Annotated in this window: 18 protein-coding genes, 2 pseudogenes and 1 CRISPR repeat array; of the genes and pseudogenes, 9 read left to right on the forward strand and 11 right to left on the reverse strand. The window is 69.1% G+C overall.

Features of this window, described 5'->3' with window-relative positions; translation table 11 throughout:
• Window positions 1-149 precede the first annotated feature (149 nt).
• From casA to cas2e, 7 genes are all read left to right on the forward strand, one after another.
• Window positions 150-1,898: a type I-E CRISPR-associated protein Cse1/CasA gene (gene casA / locus ACIBIW_RS01410; protein ID WP_399330651.1), complete on the forward strand. Its 1,749-nt coding sequence runs from the start codon at window positions 150-152 to the stop codon at window positions 1,896-1,898.
• The gene (gene casB / locus ACIBIW_RS01415) at window positions 1,891-2,502 is read left to right on the forward strand and encodes a type I-E CRISPR-associated protein Cse2/CasB (protein WP_399330653.1); all 612 of its coding nucleotides are present in this window, start codon (window positions 1,891-1,893) and stop codon (window positions 2,500-2,502) included. The genes casA and casB overlap by 8 nt, the downstream gene beginning before the upstream one ends.
• A gap of 126 nt (window positions 2,503-2,628) precedes the next feature.
• A complete protein-coding gene (gene cas7e / locus ACIBIW_RS01420) occupies window positions 2,629-3,807 on the forward strand; it encodes a type I-E CRISPR-associated protein Cas7/Cse4/CasC (RefSeq protein ID WP_399330655.1) in 1,179 nt (392 codons plus the stop codon).
• Window positions 3,804-4,613 carry a type I-E CRISPR-associated protein Cas5/CasD gene (cas5e, locus tag ACIBIW_RS01425; protein ID WP_399330657.1) on the forward strand — a complete coding sequence of 270 codons (810 nt, stop codon included), beginning with the start codon at window positions 3,804-3,806 and terminating at the stop codon, window positions 4,611-4,613. The genes cas7e and cas5e overlap by 4 nt, the downstream gene beginning before the upstream one ends.
• A 5-nt stretch (window positions 4,614-4,618) precedes the next feature.
• Window positions 4,619-5,428, forward strand: coding sequence for a type I-E CRISPR-associated protein Cas6/Cse3/CasE (gene cas6e, locus ACIBIW_RS01430; RefSeq protein WP_399330659.1), 810 nt, complete (start codon window positions 4,619-4,621; stop codon window positions 5,426-5,428).
• Between the two features lie 4 nt (window positions 5,429-5,432).
• Window positions 5,433-6,434 carry a type I-E CRISPR-associated endonuclease Cas1e gene (gene cas1e / locus ACIBIW_RS01435; RefSeq protein WP_399330661.1) on the forward strand — a complete coding sequence of 334 codons (1,002 nt, stop codon included), beginning with the start codon at window positions 5,433-5,435 and terminating at the stop codon, window positions 6,432-6,434.
• Window positions 6,431-6,739 (forward strand): type I-E CRISPR-associated endoribonuclease Cas2e, encoded by a 309-nt coding sequence (cas2e, locus tag ACIBIW_RS01440; protein WP_399330663.1) that lies wholly within the window; start codon window positions 6,431-6,433, stop codon window positions 6,737-6,739. Before cas1e ends, cas2e begins: the two co-directional genes overlap by 4 nt.
• Window positions 6,740-6,757: 18 nt before the next feature.
• Window positions 6,758-8,741: a CRISPR direct-repeat array (repeat unit 28 nt; unit sequence GTCGGCCCCGCGCCTGCGGGGATGTTCC).
• Window positions 8,742-8,826: 85 nt separating this feature from the next.
• Here cas2e and ACIBIW_RS01445 read toward each other — a convergent pair.
• A pseudogene (locus tag ACIBIW_RS01445) lies at window positions 8,827-9,604 on the reverse strand (transposase).
• Between the two features lie 770 nt (window positions 9,605-10,374).
• Between ACIBIW_RS01445 and ACIBIW_RS01450 the strand changes: the two are divergent.
• Complete coding sequence (locus ACIBIW_RS01450; protein ID WP_399330665.1) at window positions 10,375-11,325, forward strand: hypothetical protein; 951 nt, start codon at window positions 10,375-10,377, stop codon at window positions 11,323-11,325.
• Window positions 11,326-12,117: 792 nt separating this feature from the next.
• Here the strand turns inward: ACIBIW_RS01450 and ACIBIW_RS01455 are convergent.
• Window positions 12,118-12,453 (reverse strand): annotated as a pseudogene (locus ACIBIW_RS01455) (transposase family protein); the annotation flags it as partial.
• A 669-nt stretch (window positions 12,454-13,122) separates the two neighbouring features.
• On the opposite strand from ACIBIW_RS01455, the gene ACIBIW_RS01460 reads away from it, so the two are divergent.
• Window positions 13,123-13,827, forward strand: a complete 705-nt coding sequence (locus ACIBIW_RS01460; RefSeq protein ID WP_399330667.1) for a FadR/GntR family transcriptional regulator — start codon at window positions 13,123-13,125, stop codon at window positions 13,825-13,827.
• A gap of 32 nt (window positions 13,828-13,859) precedes the next feature.
• On the opposite strand, the gene ACIBIW_RS01465 is transcribed toward ACIBIW_RS01460, so the two are convergent.
• From ACIBIW_RS01465 to ACIBIW_RS01505, 9 genes are all read right to left on the reverse strand, one after another.
• Window positions 13,860-14,675, reverse strand: a complete 816-nt coding sequence (locus ACIBIW_RS01465; protein ID WP_399330669.1) for an SDR family NAD(P)-dependent oxidoreductase — start codon at window positions 14,673-14,675, stop codon at window positions 13,860-13,862.
• A gap of 85 nt (window positions 14,676-14,760) precedes the next feature.
• Window positions 14,761-15,000: a 4-oxalocrotonate tautomerase family protein gene (locus tag ACIBIW_RS01470; RefSeq protein WP_399330671.1), complete on the reverse strand. Its 240-nt coding sequence runs from the start codon at window positions 14,998-15,000 to the stop codon at window positions 14,761-14,763.
• 76 nt (window positions 15,001-15,076) lie between these two features.
• Window positions 15,077-16,288 carry an LLM class flavin-dependent oxidoreductase gene (locus ACIBIW_RS01475; protein WP_399330673.1) on the reverse strand — a complete coding sequence of 404 codons (1,212 nt, stop codon included), beginning with the start codon at window positions 16,286-16,288 and terminating at the stop codon, window positions 15,077-15,079.
• Complete coding sequence (locus tag ACIBIW_RS01480; protein WP_399330675.1) at window positions 16,285-17,070, reverse strand: alpha/beta fold hydrolase; 786 nt, start codon at window positions 17,068-17,070, stop codon at window positions 16,285-16,287. The genes ACIBIW_RS01475 and ACIBIW_RS01480 overlap by 4 nt, the downstream gene beginning before the upstream one ends.
• 112 nt (window positions 17,071-17,182) lie before the next feature.
• Window positions 17,183-18,028, reverse strand: coding sequence for an SDR family NAD(P)-dependent oxidoreductase (locus tag ACIBIW_RS01485; RefSeq protein WP_399330677.1), 846 nt, complete (start codon window positions 18,026-18,028; stop codon window positions 17,183-17,185).
• Window positions 18,029-18,068: 40 nt separating this feature from the next.
• Complete coding sequence (locus ACIBIW_RS01490) at window positions 18,069-18,677, reverse strand: carboxymuconolactone decarboxylase family protein (RefSeq protein ID WP_399330679.1); 609 nt, start codon at window positions 18,675-18,677, stop codon at window positions 18,069-18,071.
• 35 nt (window positions 18,678-18,712) lie between these two features.
• Window positions 18,713-19,639 (reverse strand): alpha/beta fold hydrolase, encoded by a 927-nt coding sequence (locus ACIBIW_RS01495; RefSeq protein ID WP_399330681.1) that lies wholly within the window; start codon window positions 19,637-19,639, stop codon window positions 18,713-18,715.
• 38 nt (window positions 19,640-19,677) lie between these two features.
• A complete protein-coding gene (locus tag ACIBIW_RS01500; protein ID WP_399330683.1) occupies window positions 19,678-20,535 on the reverse strand; it encodes an ABC transporter permease in 858 nt (285 codons plus the stop codon).
• Window positions 20,535-21,380: an ABC transporter ATP-binding protein gene (locus ACIBIW_RS01505; protein WP_399330685.1), complete on the reverse strand. Its 846-nt coding sequence runs from the start codon at window positions 21,378-21,380 to the stop codon at window positions 20,535-20,537. The genes ACIBIW_RS01500 and ACIBIW_RS01505 overlap by 1 nt, the downstream gene beginning before the upstream one ends.
• Window positions 21,381-21,420 lie beyond the last annotated feature (40 nt).

The raw sequence follows: 21,420 nt of genomic DNA on the forward strand, positions 1-21,420 counted from the left end.
TCTCCGCCCGGGAGACACACCGAGGTCCCCCGGGTGTGCGGAGCCAGCCATCTGGATTCTTGCACCGGGTTTCACGAAACCCGAGACTCCCCCTGCTTCTCACCGATACGGTGGCCTAGGTAGAGACAGTTAGCCAACTGGAGTGAGTCGTGTTTTCCCTGCTCAATGAACCCTGCTTACGGGCACAAGCCCACCACGGTCCTGTGGAAGAACACTCGGTACGCTCGGCTCTCCTGAACGCGCATACGCTGGGTGATCTGGTTGTCGGCCTCCCCACCCAGCATCCTTCGAAACTGCGTCAACTTCTGCTGCCGGTTGTCGTCGACGCACTGGGACGACCTGCGAACGAGAGGGAGTGGGCCGTCTGGTTCCGCAGGGGACGCTGGACCCCGGAGCAGGAGCGAAAGCTGACGGCCTACTTCGAGGAGTACGCCGACCGGTTCGATCTGCTTCACCCCAAGCATCCTTTCGCTCAGGTCGCAGATCTGCACACCGCCAAGAATGAAACCAAGGGTGCCGGCCTGCTGGTGGCCAGCGGCGCCAACGGTAACAACGTGCCGCTCTTCGCGTCCCATACCGAGGGCGACGTCCTGGCCCTGACGCTCCCGCAAGCTCTCACATGGCTTCTGCACACCCACTGCTGGGACACGGCCGCCATCAAGACCGGTGCCGTTGGCGACCCAAGGGTCAAGTCAGGCAAAACGACAGGCAATCCCACCGGGCCCTTGGGTCAGATGGGGGTCACGCTCCCGCTGGGTCGGACACTCTACGAGACGCTGCTGTTGAACATACCAGTCGGCCCTCCGTTGCGCTCGGACGACCTCCCACAATGGCGCCGCCGAGACGGGGACCACATCACCAAGGAGCAGCGCGTATCGGCTTCTACCTGGTACGAGCGGATGCCCGTGGGCATCCTTGACCTCTGGACATGGCAGTCACGCCGCATTCGCCTGGTACCGGAGGAGACCGGGGAAGGGCTGAGGATTACACGGGTCGTGGTCGCGGCCGGAGACCGGATGCCGCACACTCCGGAGTTCGACCCACACACCATGTGGCGCATGCAGCCCACAGCATCTCGTGATGTGTCCCGCGCCAAGAAGCCGAAAGGTGGGGCGTCTGCCCGCCGTCCCTTGCGCATGCAGCCCGGCAAGGCAGCCTGGCGGGATATGCAGGCCCTGCTTGCCCTCAGCCGGCAGAGTCGCGAAGCCAGTGCTGACCGCGCGGGATTCGCGACCAGTTGGACGCTTGACCAGGCTGGCAGCGTCCGCGCCGACCTCGGAGAGGGCTATCCGCTGCGGGTTGAACTGTGCGGCATCACGTACGGAGTGCAGTCCGCGGTCATCGAAGACGTGATGTCGGACTCCCTGCCTTTGCCCCTCGCAGCCCTGGACGAGAACAGCTTCGTTCGCGACGCGGTTCTTGAAGTCGCCGCGCAGACCGAGGAACTTGCTGAGGCCGTCAATCACCTCTCCGCCGACCTGCACCGGGCGGCAGGCGGAAAACCCATCCCGTGGGACAAGGGACACCGGCCCGGCGAACAGGTCCTGCACACACTGGACCCCCTGATCCGTCGGCTGCTGGCGGGGATACGCGGCACCGGCGAAGACGACGAGGCGCTGGAGAAAGCCGAGGCGGGACAGCTCGCATGGGAGCAGTTGGCCTGGCGGGCGACATGGGGGGTGGCCGATCGGCTGATTCAGGCCGTTCCTGTCAGCGCGTTCGCAGGCCGTACAGAGTCCCGGGAGGGCAGACCGGATCTTTTCCACCAAGCCTCCCTTGCTGAAAGGCGCTTCCTGGATCGCCGCAAGGAGATCCTGCACCGAGTCGCGAAAGCCCGGGCCCAGAGCGGCCAGGACCGAACCCAGGACACGATCACGAACGGAGACGACGGTGCCTGACGACGCCCTGGCACGCAGCCGCTTCTGGAACCTGTACATCGCCACCGACGGCACGTGGCGCCATCGGAGCGGCTCTGCCGCGGCCAGGCGCCCGCCCGGTGAAGACCTGGCAGTGTTGCGCCGCGGGCTGGGCAAGCCCGCGGGCGAGGTCCTGGAGATGTTTCCCTTCTACACCTGCCCGTCCGATGATTTCGCGGCGCGCCGTGGCGAGATGTCAGACGTCCAGCAGGCCGAGCACACCGCGCTTGCCCTCTTCGGGCTGCACCAGCAGAGCCAGGACCAGCCCATGCACCGCGGCGGAGTCGGACTCGGACGCGCCATGCGGAAGCTGCGCCACCATCAGCGCTCCTCCCCCGAAGCCGTCGACACACGCTTCCGACAGGCGTTCTCGACCACCTCAGTTCCCGCGCTGACGTTGCGGCTGCGCGGCCTGGTCACACAGTTGCGGGGCATCGGCCAACCGCTGGACTACGACCGGCTCATCGAGGACCTGTACGCATGGCAACGGCCCGCAACCCGCGGCCGGGTTCGTCGTCGCTGGGGCCTGGAGTACTACGCCGGGGAACGCGCCGACAGGCACCCGACGAGCCATCCGGACGACTGAGGCAGAGCAGGCCGTGAGGCGGCCAGCAGGCCGTAAAGCGGCCGCTCTGCCCCGCCCCGCGCCGCCCGATACACGACCACGTTTTTTCACTGCGCCCTCAATGGTGCCCACCACCAGGAGATCCTGATGACCTCCCGCCTGTATGTCGACATGCACGTCATCCAAAGCCTCCCGCCGGCCAACGCCAATCGTGATGATCAAGGAAATCCGAAGGAAGCGATCTTCGGCGGCGTCCGCCGTTCCCGCGTCTCCTCGCAAGCCTGGAAGCGGGCGACCCGTAAGCACTTCGACGAGCATGCCCCGGAGGCCGACCGCGCCACCCGCACGAAGCGCGTCCGCGGCGAGCTGACGAAACGCATCGCCACAAGCACTCAGATCGGCGATGAACAGGCCGGCCGACTCGCGAACGCCCTGCTGGGGCAACTCGGACTGAGCCAGGGCAAGAAGGCGGACGACACCGCCTATCTCCTCTTCTACGGCAATGCCCAACTTGATGCGGTCACAGCGCTCCTCACCAGTGAGAACACACCAGCCGAACTGACCGACGCAGGCGCACTCGCCCTGCTCGACGACGCGACGCTCACCGAGAAGGTGAAGCGCCTTCCCGTCGTAGAGACATTCAAGAGGGGCCATCCGCTTGGAGTCGCCCTGTTCGGCCGCATGGTTGCCAACCTCCCCACCCTGCACGTGGATGCGGCTGTCCAAGTTGCTCACGCCCTGTCCACCCACGAGACCGAGTTGGAATTCGACTACTTCACAGCCGTCGATGACAGGAACGAGAAGGAGGAGACAGGCGCCGGGATGATCGGCTCCATCGGTTTCAACTCCGCCACCCTCTACCGATACGCCACCGTCGGTGTGGAGCAGCTCATCGCCAACCTCGGCGGCGACACCGAAGCCGCTGTCAATGCCGTCACCACCCTCGTCGACAGCTTCGCCCGCTCCGCTCCTACCGGCTACCAGAACGCCTTCGCCCACCGCACCCGCCCCACACTCATCGCCGTCGTCGCCCGCGCAGACCAACCAGTCAACCTCGTGTCCGCCTTCGAGACGCCCGTGCCCGCCCAGGCCGGCATCTCGGCCCTCTCCGCCCTCCGCCTCGCCGAAGAGCACAGGGAAGCCGTCCGCATGTGGGGTGACGCGCCGCTTCACACAGCCGTCAGCCACTCCTTCCGCGCGGCCGATTCCCACACGAAGGACACCGTCGAAGCGCTGGCAGGAGCCTTCGGAGAACCCGTCGCCTTCCCCCAGTTGCTCGACGGCCTGCGGACGCGTCTCACGACCGTCATCGAGGAGGCACAGTGACTACCGTCAGTCCCCACGAACCGGTACTGCTTCTTCGACTGGCTGGACCACTCCAGTCCTGGGGCGACCGCAGCACATCCAACCGCCGCGAAACGCGCCCCGAACCCACAAAGTCAGGCGTCATCGGCCTGCTGGCCGCTGCTGCCGGCCGCCCGCGCAGCGCCCCGGTCGTCGACCTGGTTGAGCTCCGGCTGGGCGTCCGCGTCGACCAGCCAGGCAGCCTGCTGCGTGACTACCACACCGTCAGCGACTACCGGGGCAATCCGCTCCTGTCCTCGGCCGTCAACGCCAAAGGAACGCAGAAGCCGACCTCTCCCGCAAAACACACCCACGTCACGCAGCGTTTCTACCTTCAGGACGCCGTGTTCCTCGCTGCCGTCACCGGGCCGGCGGCACTGATCAGTGCGCTCGACGCCGCCGTACGGCACCCCTCATTCCCTCTCGCTCTCGGCCGCCGCTCCTGCGTACCCACCCAGCCACTCTCCCTCGGCCTCCGCTCAAGAACCTTGGAGGACGCTCTGCGCGACGAGCCCTGGCAAGCCTCAGACCACCACCGCAGACGCTGGGGACGCACCCACCACCACGCCACGCATGTCGACCTACCCGCCACCCTCGACGACCCGGCAGGCGACGACACCCGCCACGACGTGCCCCTCAGCTTCAACCCACACCACCGGACCTTCACCACCCGACACGTACGGCACACCTACCTCAACGCGCCCACCGGGCTGACCCCGGCCGCCGACCAGCCCCCGCCCACCGAGGACCACGGTGGCCACGACCCCTTCGCCCTCCTGGGCTGGTGACGACAATGCCCTACCTCTCCCGCATCCGTATCAATCCCCTGCGCACCGCGAGCCGCCACCTCCTCGCCAACCCCCGCGCCCTGCACGGCGCCGTCCAAGGTGGCCTACCCACCGCTCCCGAACAGGAACGCACTCTCTGGCGCCTGGACTCCGACAATCCCCGACGCCCCCACCTGTACGTCCTCACCCAGTCCAAGCCCGACTGGACCCACCTCACCGAACAGGCCGGCTGGCCCGACGCGGACGGAGAGCACTACACCATCCGGGACTACACCCCGCTGCTCAGCCAGCTCGCACTAGGCCGGGAATTCGCCTTCCGCTTGACCGCAAGCCCGGTACAGAACACCAACCGCCCCCTGAAACCCACCGAAAACCAGAAACAACGCCTGGAACAACACCTCAAGGAAGCAGAAAACGGCGGTACTCACCACCTTCGCGGCTTCCGCACCGGACACCGCACCGCCGCCACACAGCTGGAATGGTTCCTCACCCGGACCCAACGCTGGGGCTTCGATATCCCGGAAGCCCCCGGACTCACCGACACCCATGACGCACAAGGCCGGCCTCCCCGTGACGTGCGGATCACCACACGCAACCGCCACTCCTTCAGCAAGACCGTCACCACTGCCCACACCCACGAGCGACGCCACACCGCCCGCGAAGACCGCGTCGTCGTACGCACCGCAACCTTCGAGGGCCGCCTGCACATCACCGACCCTGCCCTCTTCAGGAACCACCTCCTCAGCGGCATCGGCCCTTCCAAAGCCTACGGATGCGGCCTGCTCACCCTCGCCCCCCTGACCGCCGGAGCCTGAACCCATGCCCGACATCTGGTGGAAGGCCGACCCCCAGGACCTGCACCGACTCGCCGACCGCGTCTCCAGCGTCTACGTCGAACGCAGCCACCTCGACCGCGACGAAAACGCCATCGTCATCATCAACAAGCAGAAGACCGTCCGCGTCCCGGCCGCCATGGTCGCCGTCATGCTGCTTGGTCCCGGCACCCGCGTCACTCACGGCGCCATCCGCCTGCTCGCAGACTCCGGCACCGCCGTCTCCTGGGTCGGGGAACAGGGCGTGCGCATGTACGCCTCGGGCGTCGGACCCAGCCGCGGCGCGGGACTCCTCCACCGCCAGGCATGGCTCGTCACCCGCCCCAAAGAACGTCTCAACGTGGCCCGTGCCATGTACAGCATGCGTTTTCCAGGCGAAGACGTCTCCACCCTCACCATGCAGCAACTACGCGGCCGTGAAGGGGCCCGCGTCCGCAAGATCTACCGCGCTCAGGCTGAACGCACCGGGATCACCTGGAACGGCCGCCTCTACAAAGCAGGAGACCCCCACGCAGTCGGCGACGACCTCAACCGCCTTCTGTCCGCCGCCAACGCCGCCCTCTACGGCATCTGCCACGCCGTCATCGTCGGCCTCGGCGCCAGCCCCGGACTCGGCTTCGTCCACACCGGTCTCGCCACATCCTTCGTCCTCGACATCGCCGATCTCTACAAAGCCGAATACACCATCCCGCTCGCCTTCGAACTCGCCGCAAAAGACCTCACAGAGGAACGCGACGCACGACTCGGCCTCCGCGACCTCATCGCCCGCAACAAGCTCCTCGGCCGCATCGTCACCGACGTCAAGACCCTCCTCACCCCCGACGGAACCGACTTCGACGACCCCGAAACCAACCTACTGTGGGACGAACACCTCGGCGTCGTCCCCGGCGGCACCGACTGGTCCACCACCACGGCTTCCTTCACCCCCGACAATCACATCGCCATCATCGGCCCCGAACTCGACGAGGGGACCGGGCCTACCCCATGACCGTCATCATCCTCATCGCCGCCCCGCCAGGACTCCGCGGGCACCTCACCCGCTGGATGGTAGAAGCCAGCGCAGGCGTATTCATCGGCAACCCCAGTCGCCGCGTACGTGACCGCCTCTGGGAACTCCTCGCCACCCGCATCAAAGACGGCCAAGCTGTCCTCATCGAACCAGACACAAACGAACAAGGCTGGGCCGTACGCACCGCAGGGCACGACCGCTGGCAACCCGTCGACTTCGACGGACTGATCCTCTCCGCCCGCCCCCGAAAACAACTAAACGAAAACACAGCACCCGCCAGATAAAACAGCAGGCCAGAAAGTGTCGGCCCCGCGCCTGCGGGGATGTTCCCACTTCGCCTGCCTTCCTGAGGTCGAGCCGGTAGTCGGCCCCGCGCCTGCGGGGATGTTCCCCCGCGCTTTGGCCTTTTTCGGCGGAGTGTCTGAGTCGGCCCCGCGCCTGCGGGGATGTTCCCGGCACGCGGGTGAGCCATGAGTGCCGGTGTGCCGTCGGCCCCGCGCCTGCGGGGATGTTCCCACTTGGAAGAGGTCGAGTCCGGTCGCGTCACGGTCGGCCCCGCGCCTGCAGGGATGTTCCCCACTTCGGCCAGTTCGGTGGCCGAACTCCGCCGTCGGCCCCGCGCCTGCGGGGATGTTCCCCGGCGCTGCACCACCAAGACCGGCCGACCGCAGGTCGGCCCCGCGCCTGCGGGGATGTTCCCTGATCGCGCTGGTGGAGGAACATCCGCATCGAGTCGGCCCCGCGCCTGCGGGGATGTTCCCAACGAGTGCGCCTGCTACCCCGAGTACAGCTAGTCGGCCCCGCGCCTGCGGGGATGTTCCGGGTGAGCTGTTCCGTGCTCATCGCTGCGCCTCGTCGGCCCCGCGCCTGCGGGGATGTTCCCTCCGCGGCGCCCGCGCCCTCGCTGACGAGCTGGTCGGCCCCGCGCCTGCGGGGATGTTCCGGCGTACGAGCGCAGCGGGTGGGTGGTCGTGGGGTCGGCCCCGCGCCTGCGGGGATGTTCCTGGGACCAGGAGATGCGCGCCGAGATCGCCCGCGTCGGCCCCGCGCCTGCGGGGATGTTCCTCGGCCCCTTGATGTCGCGCGACGAGTGGAACGGTCGGCCCCGCGCCTGCGGGGATGTTCCGCGGTAGCCGCTGGGTACGGCGTGGAGAAGGTCGTCGGCCCCGCGCCTGCGGGGATGTTCCGTCCTCAGCTACGTAACCGAGTACTCCGCCCGCGTCGGCCCCGCGCCTGCGGGGATGTTCCCGCGAGGTCCGGCAGCGCGTCCAGGGGCCACCAGTCGGCCCCGCGCCTGCGGGGATGTTCCCCCTGAGGGGATCTGCGTTTGGCACTCTCAGACGTCGGCCCCGCGCCTGCGGGGATGTTCCTTCGGGTCCCGACTCCTCATCCGAGGCTCTACCGTCGGCCCCGCGCCTGCGGGGATGTTCCCGTGGAGCTTGGGGCGGTCGCCATCGCCGTCGAGTCGGCCCCGCGCCTGCGGGGATGTTCCCTACATCCTCCGCGTCCTCCTCCTGGCCCTGTGGTCGGCCCCGCGCCTGCGGGGATGTTCCCTCGCGCACGCCGGGCACACGCGCAGAGGCGTAGTCGGCCCCGCGCCTGCGGGGATGTTCCCGGGTCTGCCGCGCTTGTCAAAAGATCCGGCAAGTCGGCCCCGCGCCTGCGGGGATGTTCCCGCTCCCGTCTTCGCCCGATCTGCCAGGCGGGGGTCGGCCCCGCGCCTGCGGGGATGTTCCCCTACGTGCTGTTGAACCGGTGCCAGGCCGGGGGTCGGCCCCGCGCCTGCGGGGATGTTCCGTGACCGCGGCCTTTCAGATGCCGGGGCCTCACGTCGGCCCCGCGCCTGCGGGGATGTTCCTCACCAGCTCCTCGGGTGCCTTCCCGGACCCGTGTCGGCCCCGCGCCTGCGGGGATGTTCCTGTGCTCTTGCCGCCGCCAGTGCCCACCGAAAGGTCGGCCCCGCGCCTGCGGGGATGTTCCCCTGCCGCAGACGGAAGCGGTGCCAGTTGCCGAGTCGGCCCCGCGCCTGCGGGGATGTTCCGGCGAGCCAGCCGAGCAGGGTGTCACCGGCCATGTCGGCCCCGCGCCTGCGGGGATGTTCCCGTCCACGCGACCCGGGACATGAGCGCGCCGGCCGTCGGCCCCGTGCCTGCGGGGATGTTCCTACGTGCCTGCCAAATCTCCGATGAGGTCGATCGTCGGCCCCGCGCCTGCGGGGATGTTCCCTCTGCGAGACCGTCTTGCGCCGTAACGCCGTCGTCGGCCCCGCGCCTGCGGGGATGTTCCTTATACCGGGCTTGTCGCTGAGTCCGTCCTAGACGGTGTCCCGTAAATGCTCTGGGACATGCTGGCTGACCTGCTTGTTTGCCTGTCACCCGGCGAGGGTGAGGTTGTGCAGGCGGGCGACGCCGAGCATGGCGTGGTGGACGCCGTCGCCTTTGAGTCGGCAGTCGCGGAGGATCTTCCAGCTCTTCATGTGGGCGAAGGTGTGCTCGACGCGGGCCCGGACCTTGCGGTGGGAGGCGTTGTGCTCCTCCTTCCAGGCAGGCAGTTCCTCGTTCTTGTGCTGGCGGTAGTGCGGGATGGTCAGGCCGGTGCCGCGGTAGCCGCCGTCGGCGATCACCGTGGGGGTGGTGCCGACGGCGGTCTTCGCACCGGAGTCCTGCCAGGCCCGGCAGTCGTTGCGGTTGCCGGGCAGCGGCTTGCCGACGGCGACCACGAGGCGGGTGTCGGCGTCGATGACGACCTGGTGGTTGGTGGAGTAGCGGTAGTTCTTGCTGGAGGCGGCCACGGTCCGGTCGCGGGTGGGGACCAGCGTGCCGTCCACGATGAGCACGGTCTCCCTACGGAACCGCCGCCGGGGCTGGAGGACGAGAGCCGGCCCGAGGTGGGCGACGATCCGGTCGGCTGCCGACTTCGAGACGCCGAACAGCGGGCCAAGTTGACGCAGGGTGAGGCTGGTGCGCCAGTACGCGGCCACCAGCAGCACCCGGTCCTCCAACGGCAGCGACCACGGCCGGCCCTTGCGGACCGGATCGGCTCCCTCACGCCGCAGCGCGGTGATCAGTCAGCTTCTTGAACTGCCGAGGGCTCAGCCCGGTGAACGGACCTGTCCAGAAGGGCTCCGACGCCGTGATCACACCAGTCACGGCAAGATCATCCCACCTCTGACCAGCAGTTACGGGACAGCCTCTAGAGTCGGCCCCGCGCCTGCGGGGATGTTCCCCCGGCGCTCGGTTACCGGTTGAGCGTGGAGCAGTCGGCCCCGCGCCTGCGGGGATGGTCCCGTCACCGTCGGCATACGGCACGGAAGGCCGGTCTGGTCCCCACACGCGCGGGGATAGTTCTTTGACCGCGAACCCCGCCAGGCCGAGACGGCGCTGCTTCGTCACACACGGGAATGGACCGACGGACCACCCACAGCACCCCGGTGCTCGCAGCCCCCTATCCACGATCTGGGAGCGTGTGTAGCCGACCGCTCCCTGCCTTTCAACTCCGACCCAGCACAACCACGAATGGGTCGTTGATGGGGCCGAATGCCCTGAAACACGCTGACACCCAACAGCACAGGACGCACCCATGACTCAACCCTGACCTACACAAACTCAGCATTTCCGAGCAGCCTCAACACAGTCCGACACCCACCGAACCCACCACGAGCTGACTCTTAATCAGCGGGTCCGGGGTTCGAGTCCCTGGCGGCGCACTTGCGAATAGGTCGCTGACCTGGGCGTTCTCGTCTTTCGAGGGCGCCCTTTCGCTTTGTGGGGGCGCGTGTGGGTCCGTGATGGGTCTTCTTACGGGAGCCGCGTCGCCGAGGGCGTCGACCCGGCCCTCAAGTCCACCATGGCGAACACGCCGGGGCGGCGGGGCAGCCGCCGGCCACCGCCCGACGACCGCCGCCCGCGCGGACCGCGTCGTGGTGATGGACCCCGACCGGGTGATGTTGAACCCTCCGGACGGCAGATCCGTTATCACGTTATTAACCAACCAGCGGACACGAGCGATCGAGAAGGGCATTCCTGTGGCACGACCGTCCCCCGACCTTTCCGACCCGGCGACGCGGGAGTTCTGGAAGGAGCGAACCTCCCTCACTTTCCCCGAAGACCAGGTGGTATCTGCTCGGCAGAACGACAAGGACATGCAGGAGGCGTGGCGCAGGGGAATGGTGCAGGCGGCACCTACGCGCCGGTTTGCGGAGGCGGCGCGGAACCAGGACGGGGCCTGGGCGGAGAACACTGCGGAGAAAAGGTCGCAAAGGCCGAGAGTAAAGAACGAGTACGGGATCTACGCCCATCCGGAGTTCGAACGTGAACTCCGGGCTTTGGCGGACATGATGGAAAAAGGCCGCAAATTCGGTGAGTTGGTGCGGAAATACGGCTCCGAGGATGCTGCTCTTCAGCGGAAAGTTAAAGACTACTGGCGTCCCATGACACGCCAGGAGTACCAGGAGAAGAACAGGAAGCCGCTGGCGCCGCCCGACGGGTATGACGCGCTGGGCCGGGTGGGGCTACGCTTCGACCACTTCTTGGCGGACAGTGCGAGGCGTATCGGTAACGCTCTGCAGAGTGCGGCGGGCCGCCGGCCGTCCCCTGGCCCGCACGACCAAGCCTTGAGCGCGAAGCCAGGTCCGCCGCCGCTGCCGCCCCAGGGCTCCCAGTCGGCAGAGAGCGTGAACAGGGCCTCGCCTGCGAACGATCCGGCCCGGCCGCCCGCCATCCGCAATCCGGCGACCGCGCCGGTGTCCTCCCTGCTCCCGCCGGGCAGCGAGACGCAGCGGCTCCGTCCCGTCTCGCCGACGTCGCCCGCCGCAGCGCAGCACACCCGCCCCTCCTCCGCCTCTTCCCGCTCCCGCTCCGCCACCCGCTGAGGATTCCAGGCGCGCCGGTCCGCTGGCTGCCGGGCCGACTCGCGCGCCGCCGTGCGGGTCGGCCCGTTCGAGATCCGGCAGAGAGCGTCGGCCGACGGCGCCGCCGTGTCCGAGGAGGTAGGTTCTGCGGGAGAGAAGACATTTCACTCCGACGCAGCAGAAGTTCCGGGAAGACAATTCGCAGCCCGCCCCCGGGCTGAACAGCACAGCATCGTTGCCAGAAGGATTCAGAAAGCGGAAAGCGAAGGTTCCCGGAGGACAGGTATCCAACATGAGCAGCGGCACCGAGAAGCCGACCCCCTGTGGCTTCCGCTGAGGCGTTGCCCCCTCGGTACCTGCATTCCTCCCGCCCCGCGACCGGGACCAAGAGCAAGGCCGCATCCGCCGCCCCTGCCCCGACCCCCACCCTCGTCAACCGCCTCCCGTCGTACTGCGAACTGCTCCGCCACTCAGGCGTCTCCACCCTCGATTACGTCAGGCAACTGACCTACCTCCTCTTCCTGAAGATGGCCGACCAGCGTGCCAACCGTTCCGCCACTTTCCGGCGCAACGTCCCCGAACAGCCACTCGTCCCCGAGAGCCGGGGACTGGCGGAGCTTGATGACCCGGTCCGCCGAAGCACCGCTCGACCACTACGAGTTCATTTTCAGGGACCTAAGGGCTGTCTCGTAAATGATCTTTGGGTCGCCTTGGGCATGCTGGTCGCTGTGCGGCTCGCCGGCCTGTCCGGCGAGGGTGAGGTTGTGCATACGGGCGAAGACGTGCTCGACGCGGGCTCGGACGTGCTCGTGAAACCAGGGTGCCGTCCACGATGAGCACGGTGTCCTCGGCGAACCGCTTGCGGGGCCGGAGTGCGAGCAGCGGCCCGAGACGGCCGATGATGCGGTCCGCCGTCGACTTGGACACCCCGAACAGCGGGGCGAGCTGCCGCATGGTCAGGTTCGTGCGCCAGTACGCCGCGACCGGCAGTGCCCGGTCCTCCAGCGGAAGACTCCACGGCCGGCCCTCGCGGACAGCGTCCGCACCCTCACGGCGCAGCATCGTCACCAGCTTCCCGAACTGCCTCGGGCTCAGCCCGGTGAACGGGGCTATCCAGGACGGCTCCGACGCCGCGATCACACCAGCCACACCAAGATCATCTCATCTGTGACCAGCAGTTACGGGATAGCCTTTAGGCGAAGAAGCCGCTCAACTCGACCGCCTCGTAGCATAGTTCGCCGCACAGCCGCCTGACGTACACCCACCGTCCATCCGCCCCCGCCATCACCGATGGAAGGGCCGCCAACCCTCCCCGTGGAACACCTCCTACTCTCACCGGCGTTCGAACCAGTCAAGTTGCATGGCGGGCACAACCACCGCGGCCGCGGCCACTGCACGCCACGTGACGTCCCCTTGCGGATCGCTCGTCGGCAACCATCAGCGAACAACTACATCTGCGGATGATTTATGAGAATCACCGGCTCCTCGTTCGGGCAAGCGCGCGGCGGCATCGACGTACGGCGGTTCAACCCAGCCTCGGCACCCGCGGGACCGCCCACCCGCGGGTCGGCGGCCTTGGGGCTCTCGGTGCCCCAGGGGCTCCCTGCCGGGTTTTCAAGGCGGGATATGACCGGTATTGGTCGGCCTGGGGGCGGCTTGAGCTTGCGGTGGCTGATAGAATTTAACAAATTCTTCTAAACATTCGCAGGAATCGACGGGGCCATCCGCGTACCAGGGTGCCGGGGCCAGTGAGGGGTGTTTGTGTCCGAGCCCGGGGAACCGCGGCCCACACCGCGGTTCCGGCAGCGTTCGGCCAAGATGGCCGAGCTGGTGGCCCGGCAGATCGTCGAGGACATCGTCGAGCAGGGCCTGCCCGCGGGCGCGGCGCTGCCCAGCGAGGCGCCGATGCTTGAGATGTACGGCATCGCCCGCGGCACGCTGCGGGAAGCGCTGCGCATCCTGGAGAACAACGGTCTGGTGCGGGTGCGACCCGGCCGCGGGGGCGGTCCCATGGTGGGCGCGGCCGACCCGTACAACTTCGGCCGCACCATGGCGCTCTTCCTCCAGATGGGACGCACCCGTTTCTGGGAGCTGGTCGAGGCCCGGGTGGTCATGGAGCCGATGATGGCGCGGCTCGCCGCCGAGCGCCGCGACGAGGAGCGGCTGAGCCAGCTCATGAAGGCCATGCAGGCGCACAAGGACCTGGAGACCAACGACCAGGCGACGTACCTCTCGGTGGTGCAGAGCTTCCACGGCGTGGTGGCGGGCATGTCGGGCAACGGCGTGCTCGACCTGTACGGACGGGCGCTCAAGGAGGTGTACACCGAGCGGGTGATCGCCGCGGAACGGCCCCCGGCCCGCTGGGCCGAGGTGCGCCGCGAGCACGAGGCGGTGGCGCAGGCCATCTTCGACGGGAACGGCCCCGAGGCCGAGCGGCTGATGCGTGAGCACATGGTGGAGCTGGCCGCCGGTTTCGAGCGGAGCTACGCGGCGCTGCACAACGAGATCATCGGCTGGCACTGACCGGCCCGCGCCCCGGGCGGGGCGCGGGCCGGTCAGTTGCCCGCGGGCACCGAGTACTTCACGGTGGCGCCGCCGTCCATGACCAGGGTCTCGCCGGTGACATAGCCCGCCAGGTCGGAGGCGAGGAACACGGCCGCCCGCGCCACCTCGTACGGCTCCGCGAGCCGCCCGAGCGGTATCGACGTCCGGTAGACGTCCGCAAGCTCGCCCTCGGCGAGATGCCGGCGCCGCGGAGTGCGGGTGGGCCCGGGGGCGACGGTGTTGACCCGGACCCCGTACGGCGCGTTCTCGATGGCCAGGCTTCTGGCCATCGAGACGATCCCGGCCTTGGCCACGCCATACGCCGCCCGCAGCGGCGACGAGCCGAACGCGTTGATGGACGAGATCAGGACGATGCTGCCCCGCCGCCGTGCGACCATCGGGCGCAGCACCTCGCGGGCGACGAGGAAGTGCTGGTCGAGGTTGAGCGTGCGCACGTCCCGCCACACGTCGTCCGGCATCTCGGCGACCGGTCCCGCGGGTCCGCCGTGCCCCACGACATTGATCATCACATCGATACCGCCGAGCGCGGCCACCGTCTCGTCGACGACCCGTCCCACCTGCTCAGGGCGGCGTACGTCGCAGGTCAGCGGGGTGCCACTGCCCGGGTACTCGGCCAGCGCCGCGGCCGCCTCAGCGGCCCTGTCGGGCTCGACATCGACACAGGCGACGTCGGCTCCCAGGGCCGCGAGCAGGCGTACACACTCAAGGCCGATGCCGGGGCCGACCCCGAAAACGACGGCCCGGGACCCGGCGAGCCCCGGGTCGAGGCCCACCGGCGCCGTCGAGGCGGCAGCGTCATCCGTCACGTTGATCTCCCCTGTGTCGTGGTCTGGTGCGGTGCGGTGCACGGCGGGGGCCCCGCGTGAGCGGTGGCCCGCGGGCCGTGCCGGGTCAGCTTCCGGTCGCCGGTGTCCGCCGCGCCCCGTCCCCCGCGGGCGCGCGGCCCGCGCGGTCCACGTCGAGGACACCGGCCCTCGATGTGTGGTCGCGGCGGATCTCCTCGATAACGACCGTGACGCTCTCGGGGGTCACGGAGAACGCCTCGACGATGCCGTCGGTGAGGGCGCGTACCAGGTGCCGCTTCTGCTCCAACGACCTGCCCTCGATGGCCTGCACGACAATCCTCGGCATTACTCGTCTCCTTTGTGGCGATACGGTGCGGTGCATGCGCGGTGCGGGGGCCGTCCCCGTCGGGGCGGCCTCCTGGTCAGGACAGGGCGCTGGCCAGGACGGTCTCCACCGGCCGGGTGTCGTGGTCCACCCGCCAACTGGTGTCGTCGTCCTGCCACCGCCTGCCGATGGGGGCCACCGCGGGCAGCACCTCGCGGGAGAACAGCAGGACGCTGTCCCTGACCTCGTTGCTCGTCATCTCGCCCGCCTGGTTCATCAGGATCAGGTTGCCGACGCCGGTGCGGTCGTAGAGCCGTTGTATCTGCCGGGTCACGGTGTCCGGGGTGCCGACGAGCATGATCCCCTCGTCCACGAGCCGTTCGAAGTCGTACTTGCGCACCTCGCCGAGCTTTCCGCGCAGCGCCGCCACCGCGGCGGCGTTCGACGAGTAGCCGGGCGGGTTGGCGGCGCCGAGCCGCAGCCGCCCCTGCTTCAGGTACCACATGAGCTTCTCGCCCGACCGCCTCGCCTGCTCCTCGGTGGGCGCGACATGGCAGAACGCGAGATAGGCGAAGTTGTCAGGGGGCGGCTCGGGCAGACCGGCGTCGACCGCGGTCTTCCGGTACAGCCGGAAGGACTTGGCGGTGTCCTCGTAGGTGCCGAGCAGGTTGCACAGGGTGTATCCGTGGCGCGCCGTCCACTCCACGAGCGGCCGGGTGGTGCCGCTGACCCAGATCGGCGGGTGCGGCTGCTGATAGGGCCGTGGCCAGATGCTGACGTACCGGTAGTGGTAGAAGCGGCCCTCCCAGTTGAACAGGTCGCGCCGGGTCCATGCCTCCTTGATCAGGTCGTGCGCCTCGAAGAACATGTCCAGGTTGTGTACGGGGTTCTGGTTGGAGGGGAAGGTCTCCCCCTGTACACCGCGCACGAAGCCGCAGTTGATACGGCCGGCGCTGATCGCGTCGAGGTACGCGACCTCCTCGGCGACCCTGACCGGGTTCTCGCGGTGCGGCAGCGGTGTGCCGAGCACCAGCACCCGTCCGCGCCGGGTGCGTGCCAGCACCGAGGCGGCGCTGAGGGTCGCGGAGACATGCAGCGTGGACGCGGACTGATGGTGCTCGTTGACCATCAGATCGAAGCCCAGCTCGTCGGCCAGTTCGTACTCGTCGAGGTAGCGCTGGTACAACTCGTAGCCGCGGACCGGGTCGTAGTGGCGGTTGGGCATGAAGTACTTCAGCCCACGGTGCTCCTCCTCGACCTCGGCGGGGACATACGGATAGGGCATCTCGCTGAAGTGGTAGCACTTCACTGGCTTGCTCCTGTCTTGCTGCGCTCGGAGACGAAGGAGGTGACCGCCGCCACGAACCTGTCCTGGGCCTCCAGATAGGGGTAGTGGCCGCATTCCGGGATCTGCGTGTAGCGCGCCGAGGGGATCAGGTCGGCCAGCGCCCTGCTGTGGTCGGGTGCCACCAGCCGGTCCTGGCCGCCGGAGAGCACCAGGGTCGGCAGCGTGAGCAGGTGCAGCCAGCGGCGCAGCCGGGGATCGTGCATGAACGGCTTCCATCCGAAGCGGGCCAGCGCGGCGCGCTCGCTGAACGCGGCCTCGTACTCGGCGTCGCCGAGTCCCGCGGGGAAGCCGGGCATCCGCATGTCACGGCAGGCGTCCGGGGCGGCCCAGCCGAGGCGGACGGTCTCGTCCGGGTCGAGCAGCAGGATGTCGGCGAACTCCCGCTCGGTGGGGCCGTAAAGCTTCACCCCGTAAGGCGAGACCAGCACCAGCGACGCGAACCGGTGCTGCGCCCTTACCGCCATCTCCAGCGCCACCCATCCGCCGAAACCGGCGCCGGCCAGGTGCAGCGGCCGCGCCCCGCCGGTGCCGTCGAGCCTGGCCAGGTGGTATTGCGCGAGGTCGGCCACACAGTCCCACTCGGCTGCGGTGTCGTCCAGCGGGGTGCCGAACCCCGGGTGGCGCGGAACCTCGACGTCGAATGTCTCGGCCAGTACGGCCAGGCCGCCGACGGGCCCGGGGACCACGTCCGCGTCATGCAGGAACAGCAGGCGCTCCCGGCTGCTGGTGTGGGACTCAGTCACGCTCGTCCTCTCCTTCCGGGCGGTGGACCCGCGGGACCCTCCCGCATAACGATGATAAATATGATGCTAGTTTCTGGGCAAGGGTGCACCCCCGCCCGAGTACGCGCGTTGCCTACCGCGGTCCGTCAGGACACACCTTGTGGTCCCCGTAGCCGATCGGCTCCAGTGGGCCGAGCGTCTCCCGGAACGCCCGGTCGATGTCGGGCAGTTCCCAGGAGTCGGCCTCCACCATGTCGCCGATGGCCGGGTGCGCGAGCAGCCCGAGACCGCGCCTCGCCCGGCGCACCACCTGCCCGGTGATCCCCGCTGCCGCGTCGCTGAGCAGGAACGTCGCCACCGCGGCGACCTGTTCAGGCGTGGCGTGGCCGTCGTAAGGCGGCAGCTTCATGTCGGTGACCGCGAGCGGCGACAGGGCGTTGACCCGGATGCCCTCGTCCGCCAGGTCGAGCGCCCAGCCGTAGGTCAGCGAGGCCACCGCGCCCTTGGTGGCGCCGTAGACCGCCGTGGCGGGGTGGCCCAGATGGGTGCCGGACGTCACATTGACGATCGACCCCGAGCGCCTGTGCTCGCGCATCCAGGTGATCGCGGCGAGACCGCAGTGCACCGTGCCCAGCACGTTGACCTCGACCAGAGCGCGGATTCTGGCGTGGTCCTCCCGCCATGGCTCGGCGCGGTGGAAGAGCCCGGCGTTGTTGACCAGGCCGTCGATCGCGCCGAACCGTGCGACGCACTGGTCGACGAGGCCCGCCGCGGCGGCCGGGTCGGCGACGGAGCCGGGGGCGGCCGTGCCCTCGCCGCCCAGCTCCCGTATCCGCTCGGCCACCCGCTCGGCCGCCGCCGCGTCGACGTCGTTGACCGCCACCGCCGCGCCGGAGCGCGCGGCGTGCAGCGCGTAGGCCCGGCCGAGGCCGCGCCCGGCGCCGGTCACCAGCACCGCGCGCCCGCTGAGGCATCCCATCGCGGTCACCCTCCTTCCCTCCATGTCCCCTCACGCCACCTCATGCCGGCCCCTTCCGCTCACTCGACACGTCGAAGGCGTTGTTGATCCCGGCGATGATCTGGTAGTAGCCGACCGTCACCACCAGTTCGAAGACGCCCGCGGTCGACCACAGCGACTCGGCCTCCCTGAAGGTCTCGTCGGGAACCCGGTTGTCGCCGAGCAGCCCGCCGACGAAGGCGTACAGCACCTGCGCGGGCCTGTCGGGCAGGGTCGGCGCGCCGGAGCGCAGGGTGTCCACGGTCTCCCCTGGCACCCCGGCGGCGCGCGCCAACTCCTCGTGGGCCCGCCACTCCACGGGGCAGCGGCAGTGGCAGGACACCATCAGGATGGCCAGCTCCCGCTCCCTGGCGGGCAGTGCGCTGTGGTAGCGCACCGCCACACCGACCGCCTCCAGCGCGGTGCCGACGTCCGGGCTCAGCAGCATGGCCCGGTAGGGGCCGCTCAGCACGCCGTCGCCGTCCGCCACCGGGAAGAACCCGGCGTGCTGTCGGCGCGGGCCCTCGGTGATGGTGCGGTACAGGCGCTCCTGCTCCCGGGTCAGCCCGCCGGGGGCCAGCCGTGGCAGGCGCGGCGGCGGGGCGGCCCCGTCCTGGGTCCTGCTGCTCATCGGGGCTCCTCCGGTCGACGGGGTGCGGGCGGCGGTCATCGAGCGGCCGGGGCGGCGGACGGCTGGGCGGCGAAGAAGTCGAGCAGCAGTGCGGCGATCTCGTCGGGACGGTCCATGTTCGGGGCGTGTTTGGCGTCCAGGTGCCGTACTGAGACCCGGGGCGAGAGGTCCGCGAAGTGGTCGGTCCAGCCAGGTTCCATCAGGGGGTCCCGGTCGCCGGCCACCACGAGCAGCGGCACCGGGCACTCCCGCAGGGCCTCGGGCCACGGGGCGCCCGCGGCCGGTGGCGCCACCGGCGGGTCGGGGTGTTTCAGCCGCCCGGACAGACAGGTCTCCACATGCCCCGGCTTGCGGGTGTTGGCGTAGCGTGCCTGTACGGCCCGGTCGAGCCCTGGGTAGTCGTCCACCATCAGGTCGAGCAGTCGCCGCATGTCCTTCTCGGTGCCGTCGAAGCGGCCGAGTTCCGCCACGGCGGGCGGTGAGCGCCAGGGGCCACCGCTGCCCGAGATGCTGACTCCGCTGCGGGCCGGCAGCGAGGGGGTGGCCGACGCCAGGGCGCGCAGCACCAGCGAGCCGCCGAAGGAGTGGCCCACGAAGTGCGCGCCCCCGGCGCCCCCCGCGCTGCCTGCGTTCCCCGGGCCCCCGGACCCCCCTGTCTCCCCGGTCCCCACGCCGACCGCCGTGCAGAAGGCGGCGAGGTGGGCCGCACGGTAGACGTACGGGGAGCGGTCCAGATAGACGGCCTTGTCGCTGTCTCCGAAACCGATCAGGTCGGGCGCGAGTACCCGGTGGTCGTCGCCGAGCAGCCGGATCACCTCGCCCCAACTGGTCGCTGCGTCCGAGCCGAACGCCCCGTCGTGGACGAGCACCACCGTGCCGCGGGGTGTTCCGTCAGGAACGGCCTCCCAGTAGTGCGTGCAGAACCCGTCGGCGTCGACGGTGTTCTCGTGCAGTCGGTGCATGTTCCTTCCTCCGTCGTGATCGTGGTGGCGCGGCCGGGTCAGTCGTTCTGCCAGGGCGCCAGGAGCCTGCCGAGCCGGGTGATGCCGACCGAGACCAGCCAGCCGGTGAGGCCCACCACCGCCAGCCCGACGAACATCACCGGCACGTTGAGCACCTGCCACGAGTTCCAGATGAGGTAGCCGATGCCGCCGCCCCCGGCGACGAACTCGGTGGACACGAGGATGATCAGCGCCTGGCCGAAGCCGAGCCTGACGCCGTCGACGATGGACGGGATGGCGGCAGGGATGGTGATGGTCCTTATCCGGACCAGGGCGGGCAGTTCGAACGCGGTGGCCACGTCCCCGTACACCGGGTTGCTGTACAGCACTCCTGAGGCGGTGTTGATGCACACCATGAAGAACGTACCGAGCGCGATCAGCGCGATCATGCTGGTGTTTCCGACCCCGAAGAAGATGAGCATCAGCGGGAAGAGGGTGAGCTTGGGCAGCGGATAGATGGCGTTGATCAGCGCGCTCAGCGCGTGCCTTGTCACCGGATTCAGGCCCATGGCCAGGCCCACCACGAGCCCGGCGACGGTGCCCAGCAGGAAGCCGATCACCAGCCGGGTCCCGGAGTCGCCGAGGCTGGTCAGCAGTTGCGCGCGGGTCTCCGGTTCCGAGACGAACGTGTACGCGCTGGCCACGATGTTGGTCGGCGAGGGGAAGAACCGTTTGTCCAGCATCCCGGTCCTGCTCGCGGTCTCCCAGACGCCGAGCAGGACGAGCGGGGTCAGGACCGCCCACGCACGGTGCCTGCGCTGCTCGCGCACCCGGCTCCGCCGCAGCCTCGCCACACTCTCCGAGAGACCCGGTCCTGGGGCGGAGGCCGGCGCGTCGCGTACCTCGGTGTCGGCCATCACGCCGCCCCCACCCGATTCGGGGCGGAGGCCACTTCCGCGGACAGCGAGGCGCCGACCTCGGAGGCGATCACCTTCCACAGCTCCACCACCAGGTCGCCGAAGGCGGACTCGCGGCGCAGCTCGGTGACGCTGCCGCTGCTCGTGCCCACCTCGCGCACCATGCGGACCCGGCCGGGGCGGGCGGACAGCACCACCACCCGGTCGGCGACGGTGACGGCCTCCTCGATGTCGTGGGTGACGTAGACCACGGAGGAGTGGGTCTGGCGCCAGATGTTCACCAGTTCCTGCTGCATGACCACCCTCGTCTGGGCGTCGAGCGCGGCCAGCGGCTCGTCCATCAGCAGGAGTTGCGGGCGGGTCGCAAGCGCGCGGGCGATGGCCACCCGCTGCCGCATGCCGCCGGACAGCTCGTGTGGGTACGCCTTGGGGAACCCACCGAGGCCGACGAGGCGCAACACCTCCTCGACCCGGCTGTCGGCCTCTGCCCGGTCGAGGGACAGCCGGCACAGGCCCATACGGACGTTGCGCTCCACGGTCATCCACGGCAGCGTCGAGTCGGACTGGAACACCGTGGCGCTGGTCAGCCGCCCGGACCGCGCCGACTTGCCCGAGCCGCCCGGCATGTTCCAGTGCACCCGGCCCTCGTAGACCTTGTCGAGTCCCGCGAGGATGCGCAGCAGCGAGCTTTTGCCGCAACCGCTGGGCCCGATGATCGCCACCACCTCCCCGCGGCCGACCTCAAGGTCGACGGAGTGCAGGGCCTGGACGGCCTTTCCGCTGCGGGTGAGAAATATCTTGGTCAGCTCCTCGATGCGGACGGCGGAGCCTTCGGGTGGCTTCATTGCCCCTCCTGGAAGTGCGACTCTGATGGCTGCGACCGGG

Origin of the sequence: Streptomyces sp. NPDC050560 (genome assembly GCF_044457285.1) — a bacterium.
Classification (GTDB): Bacteria; Actinomycetota; Actinomycetes; order Streptomycetales; family Streptomycetaceae; genus Streptomyces.

What these genes read in the sequence shown, in the direction of transcription:
- ACIBIW_RS01470 (WP_399330671.1), bottom strand. Translation starts at nt 15,000, where the DNA reads ATGCCGAGGATTGTCGTGCAGGCCATCGAGGGCAGGTCGTTGGAGCAG.
- ACIBIW_RS01460 (WP_399330667.1), top strand. Translation starts at nt 13,123, where the DNA reads ATGGCCGAGCTGGTGGCCCGGCAGATCGTCGAGGACATCGTCGAGCAG.
- cas6e (WP_399330659.1), top strand. Translation starts at nt 4,619, where the DNA reads ATGCCCTACCTCTCCCGCATCCGTATCAATCCCCTGCGCACCGCGAGC.
- cas7e (WP_399330655.1), top strand. Translation starts at nt 2,629, where the DNA reads ATGACCTCCCGCCTGTATGTCGACATGCACGTCATCCAAAGCCTCCCG.
- ACIBIW_RS01485 (WP_399330677.1), bottom strand. Translation starts at nt 18,028, where the DNA reads ATGGGATGCCTCAGCGGGCGCGCGGTGCTGGTGACCGGCGCCGGGCGC.
- ACIBIW_RS01505 (WP_399330685.1), bottom strand. Translation starts at nt 21,380, where the DNA reads ATGAAGCCACCCGAAGGCTCCGCCGTCCGCATCGAGGAGCTGACCAAG.
- ACIBIW_RS01500 (WP_399330683.1), bottom strand. Translation starts at nt 20,535, where the DNA reads ATGGCCGACACCGAGGTACGCGACGCGCCGGCCTCCGCCCCAGGACCG.
- ACIBIW_RS01490 (WP_399330679.1), bottom strand. Translation starts at nt 18,677, where the DNA reads ATGAGCAGCAGGACCCAGGACGGGGCCGCCCCGCCGCCGCGCCTGCCA.
- ACIBIW_RS01495 (WP_399330681.1), bottom strand. Translation starts at nt 19,639, where the DNA reads ATGCACCGACTGCACGAGAACACCGTCGACGCCGACGGGTTCTGCACG.
- cas2e (WP_399330663.1), top strand. Translation starts at nt 6,431, where the DNA reads ATGACCGTCATCATCCTCATCGCCGCCCCGCCAGGACTCCGCGGGCAC.
- cas1e (WP_399330661.1), top strand. Translation starts at nt 5,433, where the DNA reads ATGCCCGACATCTGGTGGAAGGCCGACCCCCAGGACCTGCACCGACTC.